This window comes from Leptothrix toolikensis (SeqCode) (assembly GCF_057922285.1).
This window is the reverse complement of record NZ_JBYSVC010000052.1, coordinates 1-16,474: the sequence shown is the minus strand read 5'-3', so window position 1 is coordinate 16,474 and position 16,474 is coordinate 1. Positions and strand designations below refer to the sequence as shown.

At 61.0% G+C, this 16,474-nt stretch carries 16 protein-coding genes and 1 other RNA gene; 13 read left to right on the top strand and 4 right to left on the bottom strand.

The window, feature by feature from the left end:
* The 3 genes from AC3VI7_RS08815 to AC3VI7_RS08805 all read left to right on the top strand — a co-directional run.
* A partial coding sequence (locus AC3VI7_RS08815) for a DUF3106 domain-containing protein (RefSeq protein ID WP_489671464.1) occupies positions 1-597 on the top strand: 597 nt, incomplete at its 5' end.
* The gene (locus AC3VI7_RS08810) at positions 594-1,097 is read left to right on the top strand and encodes an RDD family protein (RefSeq protein WP_489668243.1); all 504 of its coding nucleotides are present in this window, start codon (positions 594-596) and stop codon (positions 1,095-1,097) included. The genes AC3VI7_RS08815 and AC3VI7_RS08810, both read left to right, overlap by 4 nt.
* Positions 1,094-1,492 carry a diacylglycerol kinase gene (locus AC3VI7_RS08805; RefSeq protein WP_489668242.1) on the top strand — a complete coding sequence of 133 codons (399 nt, stop codon included), beginning with the start codon at positions 1,094-1,096 and terminating at the stop codon, positions 1,490-1,492. Before AC3VI7_RS08810 ends, AC3VI7_RS08805 begins: the two co-directional genes overlap by 4 nt.
* 4 nt (positions 1,493-1,496) lie before the next feature.
* On the opposite strand, the gene AC3VI7_RS08800 is transcribed toward AC3VI7_RS08805, so the two are convergent.
* Complete coding sequence (locus tag AC3VI7_RS08800) at positions 1,497-1,835, bottom strand: P-II family nitrogen regulator (protein WP_009453267.1); 339 nt, start codon at positions 1,833-1,835, stop codon at positions 1,497-1,499.
* A 20-nt stretch (positions 1,836-1,855) separates the two neighbouring features.
* The gene (gene ettA / locus AC3VI7_RS08795; RefSeq protein WP_489668241.1) at positions 1,856-3,520 is read right to left on the bottom strand and encodes an energy-dependent translational throttle protein EttA; all 1,665 of its coding nucleotides are present in this window, start codon (positions 3,518-3,520) and stop codon (positions 1,856-1,858) included.
* 212 nt (positions 3,521-3,732) lie between these two features.
* Between ettA and AC3VI7_RS08790 the strand changes: the two genes are divergently transcribed.
* Genes AC3VI7_RS08790 through AC3VI7_RS08760 form a run of 7 tightly spaced genes read left to right on the top strand, consistent with a single transcriptional unit; the run spans position 3,733 to position 11,062 of the window.
* Complete coding sequence (locus AC3VI7_RS08790) at positions 3,733-4,206, top strand: type IV pilin protein (RefSeq protein WP_489668240.1); 474 nt, start codon at positions 3,733-3,735, stop codon at positions 4,204-4,206.
* Positions 4,207-4,214: 8 nt separating this feature from the next.
* Positions 4,215-4,829, top strand: coding sequence for a GspH/FimT family pseudopilin (locus AC3VI7_RS08785; protein WP_489668239.1), 615 nt, complete (start codon positions 4,215-4,217; stop codon positions 4,827-4,829).
* Between the two features lie 20 nt (positions 4,830-4,849).
* A complete protein-coding gene (locus AC3VI7_RS08780) occupies positions 4,850-5,296 on the top strand; it encodes a type IV pilus modification PilV family protein (protein WP_489668238.1) in 447 nt (148 codons plus the stop codon).
* A gap of 13 nt (positions 5,297-5,309) precedes the next feature.
* The gene (locus tag AC3VI7_RS08775; protein ID WP_489668237.1) at positions 5,310-6,443 is read left to right on the top strand and encodes a PilW family protein; all 1,134 of its coding nucleotides are present in this window, start codon (positions 5,310-5,312) and stop codon (positions 6,441-6,443) included.
* A 14-nt stretch (positions 6,444-6,457) separates the two neighbouring features.
* Positions 6,458-7,114 (top strand): pilus assembly PilX family protein, encoded by a 657-nt coding sequence (locus AC3VI7_RS08770; protein WP_489668236.1) that lies wholly within the window; start codon positions 6,458-6,460, stop codon positions 7,112-7,114.
* A gap of 34 nt (positions 7,115-7,148) precedes the next feature.
* Entirely contained in the window at positions 7,149-10,454 is a 3,306-nt protein-coding gene (locus tag AC3VI7_RS08765; protein ID WP_489668235.1) for a pilus assembly protein, read from the top strand.
* A complete protein-coding gene (locus AC3VI7_RS08760) occupies positions 10,433-11,062 on the top strand; it encodes an energy transducer TonB (RefSeq protein WP_489668234.1) in 630 nt (209 codons plus the stop codon). Before AC3VI7_RS08765 ends, AC3VI7_RS08760 begins: the two co-directional genes overlap by 22 nt.
* Here AC3VI7_RS08760 and AC3VI7_RS08755 read toward each other — a convergent pair.
* Complete coding sequence (locus AC3VI7_RS08755; RefSeq protein WP_489668233.1) at positions 11,040-11,975, bottom strand: histone deacetylase family protein; 936 nt, start codon at positions 11,973-11,975, stop codon at positions 11,040-11,042. The genes AC3VI7_RS08760 and AC3VI7_RS08755 overlap by 23 nt on opposite strands.
* Before the next feature lie 27 nt (positions 11,976-12,002).
* Here AC3VI7_RS08755 and AC3VI7_RS08750 point away from each other — a divergent pair, with 27 nt between their 5' ends.
* The 3 genes from AC3VI7_RS08750 to AC3VI7_RS08740 are packed head-to-tail and all read left to right on the top strand — an operon-like array spanning position 12,003 to position 15,991.
* Positions 12,003-12,962, top strand: a complete 960-nt coding sequence (locus tag AC3VI7_RS08750) for an AAA family ATPase (RefSeq protein ID WP_489668232.1) — start codon at positions 12,003-12,005, stop codon at positions 12,960-12,962.
* Positions 12,963-12,971: 9 nt separating this feature from the next.
* A complete protein-coding gene (locus tag AC3VI7_RS08745; protein ID WP_489668231.1) occupies positions 12,972-13,973 on the top strand; it encodes a DUF58 domain-containing protein in 1,002 nt (333 codons plus the stop codon).
* The gene (locus tag AC3VI7_RS08740; RefSeq protein WP_489668230.1) at positions 13,970-15,991 is read left to right on the top strand and encodes a transglutaminase TgpA family protein; all 2,022 of its coding nucleotides are present in this window, start codon (positions 13,970-13,972) and stop codon (positions 15,989-15,991) included. The genes AC3VI7_RS08745 and AC3VI7_RS08740 overlap by 4 nt, the downstream gene beginning before the upstream one ends.
* Here AC3VI7_RS08740 and rnpB read toward each other — a convergent pair.
* Positions 15,992-16,351: RNase P RNA component class A (gene rnpB / locus AC3VI7_RS08735), an RNA gene on the bottom strand.
* Between the last annotated feature and the right edge of the window lie 123 nt (positions 16,352-16,474).

The window sequence follows — 16,474 nt, the reverse complement described above, 5'->3', positions numbered from 1 at the left end:
GGCCCCACTTGGTCGCAATTGAGCAAGACTGAACAAGCCGTTTTACTGCCTTTGGCACCCCACTGGGCTCAGCTTGATGTGCCGCGCAAGCAAAAATGGCGTGATGTCGCAACACGCTTTCCACAAATGAGTGCTGAACAACAAGCGCGGGCCCGCGAGCGCATGTCCGACTGGTCCAGCATGAGCATTGATGAGCGCAGTGCGGCTCGACTACGATTTCAAGAGTCAAAACAGCTATCTCCCGATGAACGCGAAGCACGCTGGAAAGCCTACATGGCCCTACCAGAAGACCAACGTCGGGCCTTGGCCAGTAAACCCGCCGCCGTAGCGCGCCCCAGCTCATCGGCAGCGGCTCCGACCCTCAAGAGTCCAGCCAGCAGCACCTTGGCAACGGCTCAGCCCAAGTCCAATCTGACGCTCCCCCCTCCTGCGACCGCATCGGCGGTTTTGCATCCAGTCTCTCCCGGATCGGTGCAGGCGACGTCGGGCTTGAGTACACGGCCGATTACCAAGCGGCCTGAGCCACCACCCCACCAACAAGTGGGTCAACCCAAAATTACCGGCGCAGCCTCAGCCGGGAGCACATCGGTACGATGATCTCCACCCCCCACACCTCACCGGGCTTGGGTCGCCGCGCCCTCTGTGCGCTTTACGAAACCGTCTTGGTCGCTGGCGTGGTTCTTTGCGCCAGCTTGGTCTACGGCGTAGTGACCGATCAGCGCCACGCTTTGCAGGGCCGGGGCCCCTTGCAAATGGTGATCAGCGTGGTGGTGGCGGCTTATTTCATCGGCTTTTGGTCAAGTCAGCGGGGCCAAACCTTGGCCATGAAAACGTGGCATGTGCGGGTCGTGACGCACGAAGGCAAGCGTTTGAATCGCCTTCAAGCCGCTCAACGCTTCGTCTCCAGCCTGATCTGGCTGGTGCCTGGGGTGGTGGTGATGGGATTCGGCGACAGCCCTGCCACAACGCCTGCACGACTTGGACTTACTTTTGGTTTGAGCATCTTGCTGTACGCCGGACTGGCCCGATGCCTGCCAGATCGACAGTTCTTGCACGATGTGCTGTGCCACACCCGTCTGGTCCGGACGCCCACATGACGGCACCACACCCACCGCACCAAAAAGGCCAGTACAGCGGCTTGGATCGTGTGGTTCGAGCGGCGAAGCACTCTTGGGCGGGCTGGGGCCGGGCTTACCGGGATGAAAGTGCCTTCCGCCAAGAAGTGTGGCTGGCGGTGGTTTTGATCCCCTTGGCCTTTGCGCTCGGCCGGACTTGGCAAGACGTGGCGCTGCTGGCCGGCAGCGTGGTGCTGGTCTTGATCACTGAACTGCTCAACTCTGCCGTCGAAGCTGCGGTGGACCGCGTCTCGCTAGAGTGGCACGACCTGACCAAGAAGGCCAAGGACATCGGCAGCGCAGCCGTTTTGCTGGCGTTGCTGCTATGCCTTGGCATCTGGGCAGCGGCCCTATGGAGCCGCTTTTTCACCCACTGAGGTCTTAGACCGCTTGTTCGTCGGTTTCGCCGGTACGAATACGCACCACTTGCTCGACGCTGGTGACAAAAATCTTACCGTCACCGATCTTGCCGGTCTTGGCCGCCTTGACGATGGCTTCCAAGCAACGGTCCACATCGACCGTCTTGACCACCACTTCGATCTTCACCTTGGGCAGAAAGTCCACCACGTATTCGGCCCCGCGATAGAGCTCGGTATGGCCCTTTTGGCGACCAAAACCCTTGACTTCCGTCACGGTCAAGCCCGTGACGCCGACATCGGCAAGCGCCTCACGCACTTCTTCGAGCTTGAACGGTTTGATGATGGCAGTGATTTGCTTCATGGCAATTGCTCCAGATGGGGTTATTTGAGGGCCTTGTAACGCACACGCTTGGGCCGCGCGCCTTCTTCACCCAAACGCTTCTTCTTGTCGGCCTCGTACTCTTGATAGTTGCCTTGATAGAAGAACCATTGCGACTCGCCTTCGGAGGCCAAGATATGCGTGCAGATGCGGTCCAAGAACCAGCGATCATGGCTGATCACCATCGCTGAGCCGGCAAATTCAAGCAAGGCATCTTCCAGCGCACGCAAGGTTTCGACGTCCAAGTCATTGGACGGCTCATCGAGCATCAACACATTGCCCCCCGTGGCCAAGGTCTTGGCCAAGTGGAGTCGGCCACGTTCACCGCCTGAAAGGTTCTTGACCAGTTTTTGCTGATCATTGCCTTTGAAGTTAAACCGTCCGATGTAGGCACGGCTGGGCATGACGAACTTACCCACGACCAAGTTATCCAGACCGCCCGAGAGGTCTTCCCAGACCGTCTTGTCGCCATCCAAATCCTCGCGACTCTGATCCACAAACGCCATCTTGACGGTTGGGCCCACCTTCACGTCACCTGTGTCGGGCTGTTCCTTGCCAGAAATCATGCGAAACAGGGTGGATTTACCCGCACCGTTCGGACCAATGACTCCCACGATGGCCCCTGCGGGCACCTTGAAGCTCAGATTGTCGATCAACACCCGATCCCCAAAGCTCTTCGAGACGTTGGTGAATTCGATCACCTCGTTGCCCAAGCGATCCGCCACCGGGATAAAGATTTCGTTGGTCTCGTTGCGCTTTTGGTAATCGACGTCGCTCAGCTCTTCAAAGCGTGCCATCCGCGCCTTGCTCTTGGCTTGGCGGCCCTTCGGATTAGAGCGCACCCACTCCAACTCCTTCTTCATGGCCTTGGTGCGTGCATCTTCCGTGCGCTGTTCTTGCTCTAGACGCGCTTCCTTTTGGTCCAACCAAGTGGAATAGTTGCCTTGGTAAGGAATGCCACGACCCCGGTCGAGCTCCAAGATCCACTCAGCGGCGTTATCAAGGAAGTAGCGATCATGGGTGATGGCCACCACGGTGCCGGGGAAGCGACTCAGAAACTGCTCCAGCCAATCGACTGACTCAGCATCCAAGTGGTTGGTTGGCTCGTCGAGCAGCAGCATGTCGGGCTTGGACAGCAGCAAACGGCACAGTGCAACACGGCGCTTTTCGCCCCCAGAGAGCTTGCCAATGACGGCGTCCCACGGTGCTAAGCGCAGCGCATCAGCGGCAATTTCAAGTTGCAGCTCAATGTTCTCGCTGCCAGCAGCGGCAATGATGGCTTCCAAATTGGCTTGCTCGGCGGCCAGCTGGTCGAAGTCAGCATCCGGCTCAGCGTAAGCCGCATAGACCGCTTCAAGACGTTGCTTGGCAACGATCACCCCGCCGATACCTTCTTCGACCGCTTCCCGCACGGTGGCGTTGGGGTCAAGCTGGGGCTCCTGCGGCAGGTAGCCGATGCGTAGATCAGGCATCGGCGTGGCTTCGCCCTCGATATCCTTGTCGAGACCGGCCATGATCTTGAGCAATGTGGACTTACCGGAGCCGTTGGTGCCCAGCACGCCGATCTTGGCGCCCGGGAAGAAAGACAGCGAAATGTCCTTCAGGATCTGCCGCTTCGGCGGCACGATCTTGCCGACGCGGTTCATGGTGAAAACGTATTGGGCCATGGCCGATGCAAACGGAGAGTGAGAGAAGTGGGCTGCATTGGTCCTAGGCCGTGCTGAAAAGCACGTTTAAAACCGCAGAGATCCGCCATTATCCCCAAGATGCCCACGCTGAACGACGAACGTGAAGCATGAACCGACAGCCGGTTAGCCCCCCATCGGCGATCTTGATCTCAGCCCTTAGCATTGCGCAAAGCAATTCTTGGTGGCTTGTCATGACCCTACGCTCTCTCTCACGTCGTCGCTGCACCCGCAGCTTGTTTCAAGCTCAAGGCTTTACCTTGATCGAATTGATGATCGTGGTGCTGATCGTGGGCATCTTGGCCGCGTTTGCCATCCCGTCTTACAACGACTATTTGCGTCGCGGCGAAGTCACGGAAGCCTTCACTTTCTTGACCAATTCCCGCATGACCTTGGAGCAGTACTACCAAGACAACCGCAATTACGGTGCAGGCGTGTGTGCGGGCGGCGCGATTCCCACCAATCCCAGTGGCACCAAATATTTCGACTTCGGCTGCACCACCACCAACTCGAACCAAGGCTATGTGATGACAGCCACCGGCCGAGCAGGCACTGGCACGGTGGGTTATGCCTACAGCGTCGATGAAGGCAACAACAAAATCACCATCAGCTTCAAGGGTGCCGGCGTGAACAAGCCGTGCTGGATGGCCAAGGGCGGCGAGTGCTGAGACCCATCATGAAGCAGACCCTTCGTCGCGGCTTCACGATCATCGAACTGATGGTCTCCATCGCCATCGTGGCTTTGGTGATGTTCGCTGCCATGCCCAGCATGGCGGTTTGGTTACGCAACACCCAAGTGCGCACGGCGGCTGAATCCCTGCAAGCAGGCCTTCAACAAGCGCGGGCAGAAGCGGTTCGACGCAATACCCCCGTCACGTTTTCACTGGTTTCCAACAACCAGCCGGGCGTGCTGGATAACGGCTGCGGCCTCTCCTCTCTCTCCGCCTCATGGGTCGTGAGTGTCAGCAACAACCCCGCCGGGGGTTGCGGCCAGCCGCCCAGCGCCAGCATCGAACCCAGAATCATCGCCAAATACGCGCGCGGCGATGGTGCCCCCAATGTCACCGTGACGGTCTACCAAGAAGACTGCGCAACGGTCGCCAACCAGACCCAAACCCGCTTCAATGGCTTCGGGCGCATCGACAACGCTGAACCCATCCGTTGCCTGCTGGTGGATCACGACTCGGGCCTAGAGGTACGCAAGTTGCGACTCGTCATCGGTACAGGTGGCAGCGTGCGCATGTGCGACCCCGCCGTCACCAGTGACAGCGATCCGCGCAAGTGCTACTGACTGGGCCACTGAGGACGACCATGCCAACCCCTCTTTCTCTTCGCGCTCGCCGCCTGCCCCCTCGCCCCGCTTCTCAGCAGCGGGGTGTGGTGTTGATCGAAGCCCTGATCGCCATTCTGATTTTCACCATCGCTGTGCTGGGTTTGGTGGGCTTGCAGGTCTCGATGAGCCGGGCGCAATCCAGCGCCAAATACCGCATTGATGCCTCCAATCTGGCCTCGGATTTGGTGGGGACCATTTGGGCGGATGCCAACAAGCGCAATTTGTACGACACCGCTGGCTGCCCGGGGCATCCCCCTTGCCTAGCGTGGGAAAACCGACTCAAAGCCACCTTGCCCAGCGCGAGTTACGACATCGTGTTCGATGCAGCCACGGATGATTTCAACATCACGCTGCGCTGGAGCGTTCCCAACGAGGGTCAGCACCAGTTCGTCACCTCGACCACGATCAGTTCCAACAACCCCTGACGGAGTCTTCCGCATGCATCGGTACCGCCTGTTAAGCAAGGCACCGCAGCGTCCGTTGCGGCTTATCCAAGGCTTCAGCCTGATCGAATTGATGGTCGGCATGGCTTTGGGCTTGCTCACTGTTTTGATCATCGCCCAAGTCGCGTTGGTCTACGAAGGTCAAAAACGCACCACCACGTCGGGCTCCGACGCTCAAGTCAGCGGTGCCTTGGCACTCCAGACCTTGCAGCGTGAACTCCAAATGAGCGGCTACGGCCTGACCAGTGGGGGTACGCGCGGTTGTAGCGAGATCCGGGGCCGACGCAACGGTGTGGACTACGTCCATCCCATGGCCCCCGTGGTGATCACCGATGGGGCCAATGGTCAGCCCGACAGCATCCACATCCTGAGCAGCTCCGGGGCCAGCTTGTCTTTGCCGGTACGGGTCTTTGGGGACCATCGCCGCGACGACACCAGTTTTCGTATCGACCAGAACACCGGCTTAGGCACACGCCAAGGCGATCTGATGCTGGCGATCCCTACCGTCGATACCACCACCACCCAAACCCAGCCGGCGTGGTGTAGCTTGTTCACGGTCAGCAAAGATCCCACCAACAGCGTCATTGAGCACAAAGCCGACACCGCTTGGCCTTGGAACCAAGACCCGATCAGCACCGTCTTTCCGGGCACGGCCAATGCCGACATCAGTTACGCCGCTGGGAGCCACTTGGTCAATTTGGGGGTCTTGATCGATCATCTTTACGATGTGCGCGACGCCGTGAACACCTCAGCCGTGCGCTCGTTGCGCCTGCAAACGTTTGACTCCACCACCGGCAACACCACCGCCACCGATCTATTCGCCAACATCGTCAATCTGCAAGCGGTGTATGGGCGAGACACCAACGCTGATCTGCAAGCCGATGTCTGGAGCGCCGTCGCACCCGCCAACGCCACCGAGTGGGCCCAAGTGATCGCCATTCGTATCGCCTTGGCCGCACGCAGCGATCAGCCCGAGAAAAACATCGTCACGCAAGTCGCCCCGACTTGGCATCCCGATGGGATCAATCCCGTCGAACTACGGGTCGATAACACCCCCGACTGGCAACGCTTCCGCTACAAAATTTTCGAAGTGGTCGTGCCCTTGCGCAACATGCTTTGGCAGTCATGACCCGGGAGCCCTCCATGCAACCACGTGTTTTTTCCACCCGCCAGCGGGGCATGACCCTGATCTTCGCCCTGATCACCATGCTGGCTTTATCCATGGCCGCCGTGGCTTTGGTGCGCAGCGTCGATACAGGGGCCGGCATTTTGGGCAACCTCAGTTTCAAACGCGACACGGTGTTGGCAGCGGACACCGCCATGCGCAGTGGCATCGCTTGGGTGGCGGGGCGTTCAGGCTTGGTGGATTTGCAAACCGATCAACCGGGCGGCTATTTCGCCAGCTACTTTGACCGCTTTGACCCCGTTGGGCACAGCACCGACCCCAAACGCACTGCGGTTGATTGGGACGCTGATAACTGTGCAGCGGCCAAAACCAATGGCGTGGCCGTTGCGGCCTGCATCACGCCCTCTGACGTCATCAGCTTACGCGGTGGCGCGATCAAAGCCCGCTATGTGGTGGAGCGGCTGTGCGACAAGCCCGGCAACATGCTCACCACACCCATGCTCTGCACCAAGCCGATGGTCAATGTCGTCCACAGCATGGTCAAGGGCGAGATCAGCTATCAATCGGCCCCGCCCCCTGGCACCCCCGCCTTGCAGCAGTTTTTCCGTGTCACGGTGCGCACCCAAGGGGCGCGCAACTCGACCAGTTTTACCGAAACCATCGTGCATTTCTGAGCACGTCTGAGCACGTATCGGAGAACCCATCATCATGACCCCCCTTCGCCCCCCCTCCAAGGTCGGAGCCACCCTCGCCGTGATGCTCGGTCTGCTGGTTGGCAGCCCCAGACTCATGGCCGCCAACGCCGATGTGGCCGCCGTACCGATCACCGCCTTGCAGGGCCTGACCAAGCCCAACATCATGTTCATCCTTGACTCATCGGGCTCGATGGGTTCGGACTTCATGCCGGATGACGTTAAGCAAGGTACTTGCACCGCCGCAGCCAACAACAAAAGCAGCTACATTTTTTGCTCTTCCCAGTGCAATGGGGTCGCCTTCAATCCCTCGGTCACGTATCTGCCACCGATCAAGGCAGACGGCACCACCTACCCCAACGTGAGCTTCACGGCAGCACCCAGCGATGGCTACATGGGTGGCGGCGGTACCAACCTAAGCAGCAATCTTTACTTCGATTACAAAGGTACCCAGACACCACTGAGTTGGTCGTACGGTGCGACCGGCACCTTGGACACCACCACGGCCTTCGCCAAGGAGTGCAACGCTGCCGTGACCGCCAACAACCCGGCGTTCACCCCAGTCAACCTCAGCACGGTCAGCGCAGCGGTGCAGCAGAACTACGCCAATTGGTACAGCTACTACCGCACCCGCATCTTGATGATGCGCAGCTCAGCCGGGCGCGTCTTTCAGTCGCTGGGGGCGGATGCGCGCATCGGCTTTACGATCATCAGCGACACGGGTGTGACGGGGAATCAATTCCTGGACGTGAAGGATTTCGATCTCCCGCAAAAGACCAGCTTCTTCAATCTGCTCTACAGCATCAACCCCGGCAATTCCACCCCCTTGCGTGGAGCGCTCTCCAAAGTCGGGCGCTACTACGCCAAAAAGGTGCCCGGACAAACCTATGACCCGATTCAGTACTCCTGTCAGCGCAACTTCGCCCTGCTGACCACCGACGGCTACTGGAACAGCAACAACGAATCGGCCAACTACGGCCCCCTCCAGCTCACCAACGTCCAAGTCGGTAATCAAGATGGGGCCGAAGCGCGCCCGATGCTAGATGCCACCAATACGGCCAACACCCTGGCTGACGTGGCCGAGTACTACTGGGCCACCGATTTGCGCCCCGACTTGGCCAACACCGTGCCCCCGACAGCCGACGACCCGGCCATCCACCAGCATATGAACACCTTCACGCTGGGCATGGGGGTGCGCGGTCCCTTGGCGTATGACCCCAACTACCTCACCCAGACCAGCGGCGATTACGTTAGCCTGAAAAGTGGGGCCAAAAACTGGTCAGTGCCGAGCGGCAACGCCACCAACATCGACGACCTCTGGCACGCAGCGGTCAATGGTCGGGGGCAGTATTTTTCAGCCGGTGATCCGACCTCCTTGGCCAACTCGCTCAGCACGACCATCCGAGGCATGATGGCCATGACGGGTACGGGTGCGGGGGCCTCAAGCAGCTCACTGGCCCCCGTAGCTGGCGATGATTGGCTGTTTGTCGGGGGCTACACTTCGATCGACTGGGTGGGCGATGTGCGAGCATTCAAGTTCACCATCGACCCCATCACCGGCAGCGTGACCCCGCCCGCCAACACCACAGCGGGCAATGAACTCTGGAGTGCCGCCAAGGTGCTCAATGCCCGCACCACCCCTCGGCGGATTCTGTTCAACAACGCAGGCACGCTGGCAGACTTCACGTACACCAATCTGTCGGCAGCGGGCCGTCAGGTGCCCTTCGACACCCCCTGCACGAAACCCACGCCCTTGAGCCAATGTGGCGGCCTCAGCGCCAATGCGTTGCTCAAAGCCACGGGGGACAATTTGGTCAAGTACTTGGCCGGTGACACCACGTTCTACCTCAACAACGCAACGACCGATAACCGGGTGTTCCGGACGCGCAAATCGTTGTTGGGCGACATCATCAACGGCTCACCCTCCTTTGCCGGCAAACCACCTTTCCTGTACGCCGATGGGGGCTACGCAGCATTCGTGGCCGCCAAGGCCAACCGTGTGAAAGCGGTGTATGCAGCGGCCAACGACGGCATGGTCCATGCCTTCAAGGTGGACGCCGTGGCCAACGGCGGTGGGGAAGAGCTTTGGGCGTTTGTGCCTACCGCCGCGATGCCCGAGATGTGGCGCTTGGCCGATGCCAACTACGGCTCGAACCACCGCTACTTTGTCGATGCCTCGCCGGTGGTGGCCGACATCTTTGATGGCACCAAGTGGCGCACCATCTTGGTGGGCGGTCAGGGTGGCGGCGGGCGCAGCTACTACGCGCTGGATATCACTGACCCACTCAGCCCCTTGGTCATGTGGGAGTTCACCGATGCCAACTTGGGCCTGACCTTCGGCAACCCGGTCGTGACCAAAAACATGGCAGGCGCGTGGATTGTCGGCTTCACCTCGGGGATCAACAACGTCGCCCCAGGCGATGGCGTGGGTCGGCTCTACGTGGTCGATGCGGCCACAGGTCAACCCATCACCACCTTGGCGACGCTGGATGCCAACAACGCCCCGGTCGGCAATGTCACCACGCCCAACAACCTGAGCAAGATCAACGGCTGGACGGTATCGGCCACCAACAACACCGCCATGCGGTTCTACGGCGGTGACATGCTGGGCAACATCTGGCGCTTCGACTTTGATGGCCGCACCCCCCCACCCGGCAAGGAAGCCATCTTGATCGGCACAGCCACCAATGCCGCCGGTGTCGCACAACCCATCACCACCAAGCCCGTGCTCACGGACTACACGGTCAAGGGCGCGACCTATGCCATCGTCTCCTTCGGGACCGGACGGATGCTGGGGGTGAGCGACGTGATCGACACCTCGGTGCAATCGGTTTACACCATCAAGGATTCGCTGGACTTCCAAGGTCTTGGGCCCCTGCGCGGCACCTATGCCAATCTGGTACCGCAAGCCTTGGGCACCAATCGCATGATCACCACCCCGATCGGCGTGGATTGGAGCATGAACAACGGCTGGTACGTGGACCTCAACCAAAGTGTGGGTGAACGCATCGTGGTGGCGGGCACAGCCCTTGGCAACGGCACCCTGACCTACGCCAGCATGCTGCCCTCAGGCGATGCCTGCTCACCCTCGGGCACCTCGTGGCTGTACACCTTCAACGTCGGTGACGGCAAAGTGGTCACGGCCACCCCCTATACCGGCTTGATCACCGGCTTGGGCATCTTGGTGGATCTGACCGGCAAAACCCAGCTGATGGTGACCGAGAGCAGCGGCAATATCGGCAATGCCACCCGGCCACCCGATCCAGCCACCCCGCCTCCAGGCACCCTCAAGCGCGCATCGTGGCGAGAGCTGATGGAATAATCAGGCCGCTCCAAGCCAAGAAGGCACTGCTGGTCAGTGCCTTCTTGGTTTTGGTCGCCCACATGGCCTTGGTGGTACCGCTCCAAGGTGTGGATCACGGCCCAGCAACGGCGCGCCGTGTGGTCATTCCTACGCAGGTTCGACAACTCACCGCCACAGCTCGACCGACGCAGCAGACGGTCTCCCCGCCTGAAGCCAAGGTGGAGCCCTTTGTGCCCACCGAAGCCGCAGCTCAAACCGATAGCGATGATCGCTACTGGCCACGCAGCGCCCTGAGCGTGCCGCCCCAAGCGCGTGAACGTGTCGAGCTGATGGTGCCAGAGGGCTTACCGGCCGGGCTCTATCGAGGCGAGCTGACGCTGTTCATCGACGAGGATGGGCAAGTGCAGCGGGTACGCATCGATAACGGCAACTTGCCCGATTGGTTGCACGACATGGTGCGACAGAACTTTCTGAGCACCCGCTTTCAGGCCGGTGAGCGTGCCGGTCAAGCCGTGCGCTCACGCCTGCGCATCGAGGTCGAATTCGAGAGCATGGCCTTGAGCGATGTGCTGCCGCCCCTAGCGGAACAAGCTGCACCCGGGCCTAAACATCAGCCAGTACCCTGAGGTGAGCGGCCACGCTGCGGGCCAGTGAGCTCAAGTTGTAGCCGCCTTCCAAGCACGACACGATCCGACCTTGGGCATGACGCTCGGCCACATCCATGATCTTGCGGGTGATCCAAGCGTAGTCGGCCTCCACCAGACCAAGTTGCCCCAACTCATCCTCACGGTGTGCATCGAAACCCGCCGAGATAAAGATCATCTGCGGCGCAAAGTCATGCAGACGCGGCAACCAATTGGCCTCAATCAACTCACGCAAAACCGGCCCGCGCGTGTAGGCGGGAATGGCGAGATTGAGCATGTTGTCGCCCATCGGCACGCCACCGCTGAACGGATAAATCTGATCTTGGAAAAAGCTCACCATCAAGATGCGATCGTCTCCGGCGACGATATCTTCGGTCCCGTTGCCGTGATGCACGTCAAAGTCGATGATCGCCACGCGCTCTAGCCCGCGCACATTGACGGCATGACGCGCCGCAATGGCGACGTTGTTCAAGAAGCAAAACCCCATCGACTCAGCGCGCGTGGCGTGATGCCCTGGGGGCCGTGTCGCACAAAAAGCGTTCTCCGCCTGACCATCAATCACCGCGTCGGTCGCAGCCACCGCCAAGCCGGCTGAACGCAGCATGGCTTGGCGCGTACCGGGCCCGACCACCGTGTCCGGGTCAAGATGACGCGGTTCACCCGAGGCGATCACCTGCTGCAAGACTTCGTCAAGTTCTAGCAAATACCCTTCGCTGTGCGCCAAGGTCAGATCCTTGTGATCGGCCAACGGGCCATCAGCGCGCAGCAAGGCGATGTCGAGGCCCGTGGCCAGCAAATGATCCTCAATGGCGCCAAGCCGCTGGGGACATTCGGGGTGACCGGGCCCCATGTCGTGGCCGAAACAGTCGGGATGGGCGTAGTAAAAAGTGCTCATGCTCTAAATTCCGCTATGGTGCGCGACATGAATTTGACGTCTTTGCATGCCGTTGCGCATGACGGGGCTGCGCTGCACGCCCCCTTGATCAAGCTGGTCGATCAGGTTAGCACGGTCGTGGTGGGCAAACGCCCGCAGATCGAGACCTGTGTCGCCTGTCTCTTGGCCGGTGGTCATCTGCTGATTGAGGACCTGCCCGGCGTGGGTAAAACCACTTTGGCGCAGAGCTTGGCCCTCTCCCTCGGGCTGGCATTCAAGCGGGTGCAGTTCACCGCTGACATGATGCCCAGCGACTTGATCGGCGTGAGCATCTACGAGCGCAGCAGCGAACAGTTCACCTTCCATCCGGGTCCGGTTTTCAGCCAAGTGCTGTTGGCCGATGAAATCAATCGGGCCGGCGCACGCACCCAAAGTGCGCTGCTTGAAGCCATGGAAGAGCAGCAAGTCAGCCTTGAAGGTCAGACCCACGCCCTGCCAGAACCGTTCTTTGTCATCGCCACCCAGAACCCCTGCGACCAACTTGGCACCCATCCGCTGCCCGAGAGTCAACTGGATCGATTTCTGGTGCGGCTCAGTTTGGGCTATCCCGACCCCAAGGCCGAATTCGCCTTGCTGAGTGGCCGAGACCGGCGCGAACTGCTGCATGAGCTGCGCCCCGTGATGAGTCCGGCGACGTTTCTGGCCGCTCGCCATGCCGCCCTGCAACTGCACGCCGCCCCCGCCTTGCTCAACTATGTGCTGGCGCTGCTCAACGAAAGCCGCAATGGCCCTTGGTTTCAGCAAGGGCTCTCGCCCCGCGCGGGGTTGGCGCTACTACGCACCGCTCGGGCCCATGCTTACTTGCAGGGCCGCAGCTATGTGAGCCCAGAAGATGTCCAAGCCATGGCCGCGCCTGTGCTGGCTCACCGCCTGATCCCTGTGATTGGCTCTGGGCGGGATGCGGCCGGGCAGTTGCAGGCCATGATCGAAGCCATGGGTCTGGTTTGAAGGGCCATCATGGAGCGACACCCTTGGCAAAAGTTGGAGCGCTGGTGGCTGAGTCGTCATGCGCCGCAACGCAGCCTAGAACTGCGCCAACGCAACGTCTACACCCTGCCCACCGCAGCGGGGCTGATGTTCACGGCGCTGTTGCTGGTTTTGCTGGTGGCTTCGGTGAACTACCAGCTCAGCTTGGGCTATGGCTTGACTTTTTTGTTGATGGGCAGTGCGTTGGTGTCGATGCTCATGACCGAGCGCCAACTGGCCGGACTTCATTTCTCGATGCATCAAGCTCCCGCCGGCTACGGCGGCAGCCTTATTCCGGTCGTGGTTGAACTGCGCGAAACGGCAGGGCGCATGCATCGCTCGGTGGGCCTGCGTTTCGAGACCCAACCCGATGAAATCTGGGTGGATCTGGCTCCTCACACCACCTTGAAGGTGAAGCTTGCGCTACCCGCCCCACGGCGGGGTATCCAGCTCCTGCCCACGCTGCGCATCGAATCCCGCTACCCCTACGGCCTGCTGCGCGCTTGGTCGGTCTGGCGACCGCTGACCCCGCTGATCGTTTGGCCCGCCCCGGAACAACCCCCGCCACCTTGGCCCACCCGCATGGCGCAAACACCGCCCACCACGCCCCGCCAGCACGCTACGCCTCAGTCAGACATGGCATCACACGATCTGCTGCGGCCTTATCGACACGGTGATGCACCACGCAGTCTGGCTTGGAAAGCCACCGCGCGCTCCTTGGCCCAAGGCGGCCTGCCGCTGAGCCGAGAGGCCCCACCACACGCACCCACGCCCCATGTGCCTGAGCAGCCGGCGATCTTCGACTGGGCAGACACCGTCGATCTCAAAGATCCGGAAGCGCGCCTGCAACGCCTGTGCGCTTGGATCGAGCAAGCGCATGCCAACGCCACCACCCACTACGGACTCTCGCTACCCGGTCAAGCCCCTTTGCCAGCCGCCGGGGGTGCTGAACACCATCGCCGCTGTCTCGATGCTTTGGCCCGCATGCCATGAAAAACTGCAGCCGTGAAAGCCGCGACAGCCTGCTGCTGGTCGGTGTATTGGCTTGGACGATGGCCCCGCAATTTGGCACCGTACCGCTGTGGTGCAGCCTTTTTGCCGTCACCGCCTTGGTCTGGCGCGCTGTGTTGAGCTGGTGTGGCAGTGGGATGCCACCCCGGCTCGTGCTGATGCTGGCCTTGCCGCTGGCCGTGGGTTTGAGCCTTTGGAGTCACGGCCACTTGCTGGGCAAAGAAACCGGCCTGAGCTTGCTGGTGTCACTCACGGCGCTCAAGACCCTGGAAATGCGCACCCAACGTGATCGCTTTGTGGTCTGTTTTTTGGGCATGCTGCTGATCATGGCGGGTTTCTTGCGCTCGCAAAGCGTGCTCCAAGGGGCCGCCATGCTAGTGTCGGTCACGGGTTTACTCACCTGCTTGATGCTGGAGCAGCGCCCCAACGGGCGGCCGAACTTGTTCGAAACTGCGCGCTTGGCCCTGATGCCCGCGCTGCTCGGCGCACCCATCGTGCTGGTGCTTTTTCTCTTTTTCCCGCGTTTACCGCCGCTGTGGGGGCTGCCGGATGATGCTGCGGCCCACACAGGTCTATCGGACCAGCTCGAACTGGGGCAGATCGCCGATGCCGCGCTCGATGACAGCTTGGCCATGCAGGTGCGCTTCGAAGGCACGCCGCCGCCGCCTCAAGAACGCTACTTCCGCGCTCAAGTGCTCTCGGTTCACGAAGGTCAGCGTTGGCTGGCACCCGCCTTGGCACTGACCACGCCGGCACCGCACTTCGAAGAAGACACCGCCGCACCCGTGCGCGAGATGCGCTACAGCATGACGGTCGAGCCGCTGCAACTGCGCACCCTGCCGCTGCTGGAGCACACCCTGGCGATGCCACAGATCGAAGGCTGGGCGGGCGTTGATCTGGTTCGCCACAAGGACATGCACTGGCAAAGCTTGGAGCCACTCACCCAGCGCATGCAAATCAGTGCCGTCGCCGTGGGCGGTGGTCGCATCCCGACCGAACTCAGCCCCTTCCCAGTCGCTGAGTTGGCCCTGCCTGAAGGCCTGCACCCGCGCACACGGGCTTGGGCACAGGCCTTGCGCCACAGCCTGAGCGTCGATCAAATCCACGCTGATGTGCTGGCTGAGCGGCTGCTGCAACACATCCACAACGCCGGCTTCAGCTACAGCCTGAGCCCCGGTGAGTCGCCCGAAGCTGATCCGGTCGATGCCTTCTGGCTCGATCATCGGCAGGGCTTTTGCGAGCACTTCGCCAGCACCTTTGTGGTGCTGATGCGTGCCATGGGTGTGCCCGCGCGCATCGTCACCGGCTACCAAGGCGGCTTGCTCAACCCGATCGACAAGGTGCTAGAGGTGCGCCAAAGCGACGCCCACGCTTGGGCCGAATACTGGCTACGCGGCCAAGGCTGGATCCGTATCGACCCCACCGCCGCCGTGGCCCCAGACCGGATCAACCTCGGCACCCATCTGGGCAACACAGGCAGCAACGGTTTGCGCAAGTTTCTGGGGCCTTGGGCACAACTCAGTCCCGGGGTCAGCGCCCAGTTGCAAGCCCTCTGGGGCAGCATCGACCACCGCTGGCGTCATTGGGTGGTGCAGTACAGCAGCACCGAACAATTCGATCTGCTCAAGACCCTGGGTTGGTCCGAGCCCGACTTTGACGACTTGGGCGAGATCTTGGAAGGCTTGACCGCTCTTGGTCTAGGCACGATGGCGGGTTGGACCTTGTGGCGGCGCTGGCAACAGCGCGGCGACCCATGGCTACGTGCTTGGGCGCAGATCCAAAGCACCCTGCGCCGTCAAGGCTGGAGCGTACAAGCGCATCACAGCCCGGCGACCGTGGCGCAGCAGCAGTCCATGCCCATGCCGACAGCCTTGGCGCAGGCCTTGAACGCGCTCGATGCTTGGCGCTACGCCGCGCCCGAACGACGGCCCCCGCTAAGAAGCGTGATGCGCACATTGCAGCAGACGCTGCGTGATGCAGCCAAACAACATGATGTGTAAGTGTGAAGCGCAACGATAGGCCGGATTCTGTGCATCGCCGCTCGTGAGAGCAGCGAAGTGACTGCCATTCATCTGGGCCGGGAGTCGCCTACCCGGCTCGGTGCCACCTACCCGCCAGCTTGCGCGAGCAACGCATCGGGGTCGTGCGTTAGTTAACGCCACGACCCCGGCGCTGGCCTATTTGGTGTTGCTGCACGTAGAGATTGCCGCGTTTCACCCGGACTTAACCGGCTCGTCTCTGTGGCTCTGATCCTCACCTCACGGTGGAGAGGCGTTACCTCCTACGCCGCTTTATGCAGTCCGGACCTTCCTCCAGTGCGACCTTTCGATCCTTGCACCAGCGGCAGTCTGTCGCGCTTCACGGCGCGGATTGTCCCACGAACCGAGCACCCACCCCTAGAATGGCTCGCTTTCATTCCCCTAGAAGACGCAGGAGCAGCTGATGCGTATCGACCGACTGGCACTGCACCACTTTCGCAACAT

Bases quoted from the DNA above. Each gene is read 5' to 3' on its own strand.
- AC3VI7_RS08810 (WP_489668243.1), top strand. From the start codon at position 594: ATGATCTCCACCCCCCACACCTCACCGGGCTTGGGTCGCCGCGCCCTC.
- AC3VI7_RS08805 (WP_489668242.1), top strand. From the start codon at position 1,094: ATGACGGCACCACACCCACCGCACCAAAAAGGCCAGTACAGCGGCTTG.
- AC3VI7_RS08800 (WP_009453267.1), bottom strand. From the start codon at position 1,835: ATGAAGCAAATCACTGCCATCATCAAACCGTTCAAGCTCGAAGAAGTG.
- ettA (WP_489668241.1), bottom strand. From the start codon at position 3,520: ATGGCCCAATACGTTTTCACCATGAACCGCGTCGGCAAGATCGTGCCG.
- AC3VI7_RS08790 (WP_489668240.1), top strand. From the start codon at position 3,733: ATGACCCTACGCTCTCTCTCACGTCGTCGCTGCACCCGCAGCTTGTTT.
- AC3VI7_RS08785 (WP_489668239.1), top strand. From the start codon at position 4,215: ATGAAGCAGACCCTTCGTCGCGGCTTCACGATCATCGAACTGATGGTC.
- AC3VI7_RS08780 (WP_489668238.1), top strand. From the start codon at position 4,850: ATGCCAACCCCTCTTTCTCTTCGCGCTCGCCGCCTGCCCCCTCGCCCC.
- AC3VI7_RS08775 (WP_489668237.1), top strand. From the start codon at position 5,310: ATGCATCGGTACCGCCTGTTAAGCAAGGCACCGCAGCGTCCGTTGCGG.
- AC3VI7_RS08770 (WP_489668236.1), top strand. From the start codon at position 6,458: ATGCAACCACGTGTTTTTTCCACCCGCCAGCGGGGCATGACCCTGATC.
- AC3VI7_RS08765 (WP_489668235.1), top strand. From the start codon at position 7,149: ATGACCCCCCTTCGCCCCCCCTCCAAGGTCGGAGCCACCCTCGCCGTG.
- AC3VI7_RS08755 (WP_489668233.1), bottom strand. From the start codon at position 11,975: ATGAGCACTTTTTACTACGCCCATCCCGACTGTTTCGGCCACGACATG.
- AC3VI7_RS08750 (WP_489668232.1), top strand. From the start codon at position 12,003: ATGAATTTGACGTCTTTGCATGCCGTTGCGCATGACGGGGCTGCGCTG.
- AC3VI7_RS08745 (WP_489668231.1), top strand. From the start codon at position 12,972: ATGGAGCGACACCCTTGGCAAAAGTTGGAGCGCTGGTGGCTGAGTCGT.
- AC3VI7_RS08740 (WP_489668230.1), top strand. From the start codon at position 13,970: ATGAAAAACTGCAGCCGTGAAAGCCGCGACAGCCTGCTGCTGGTCGGT.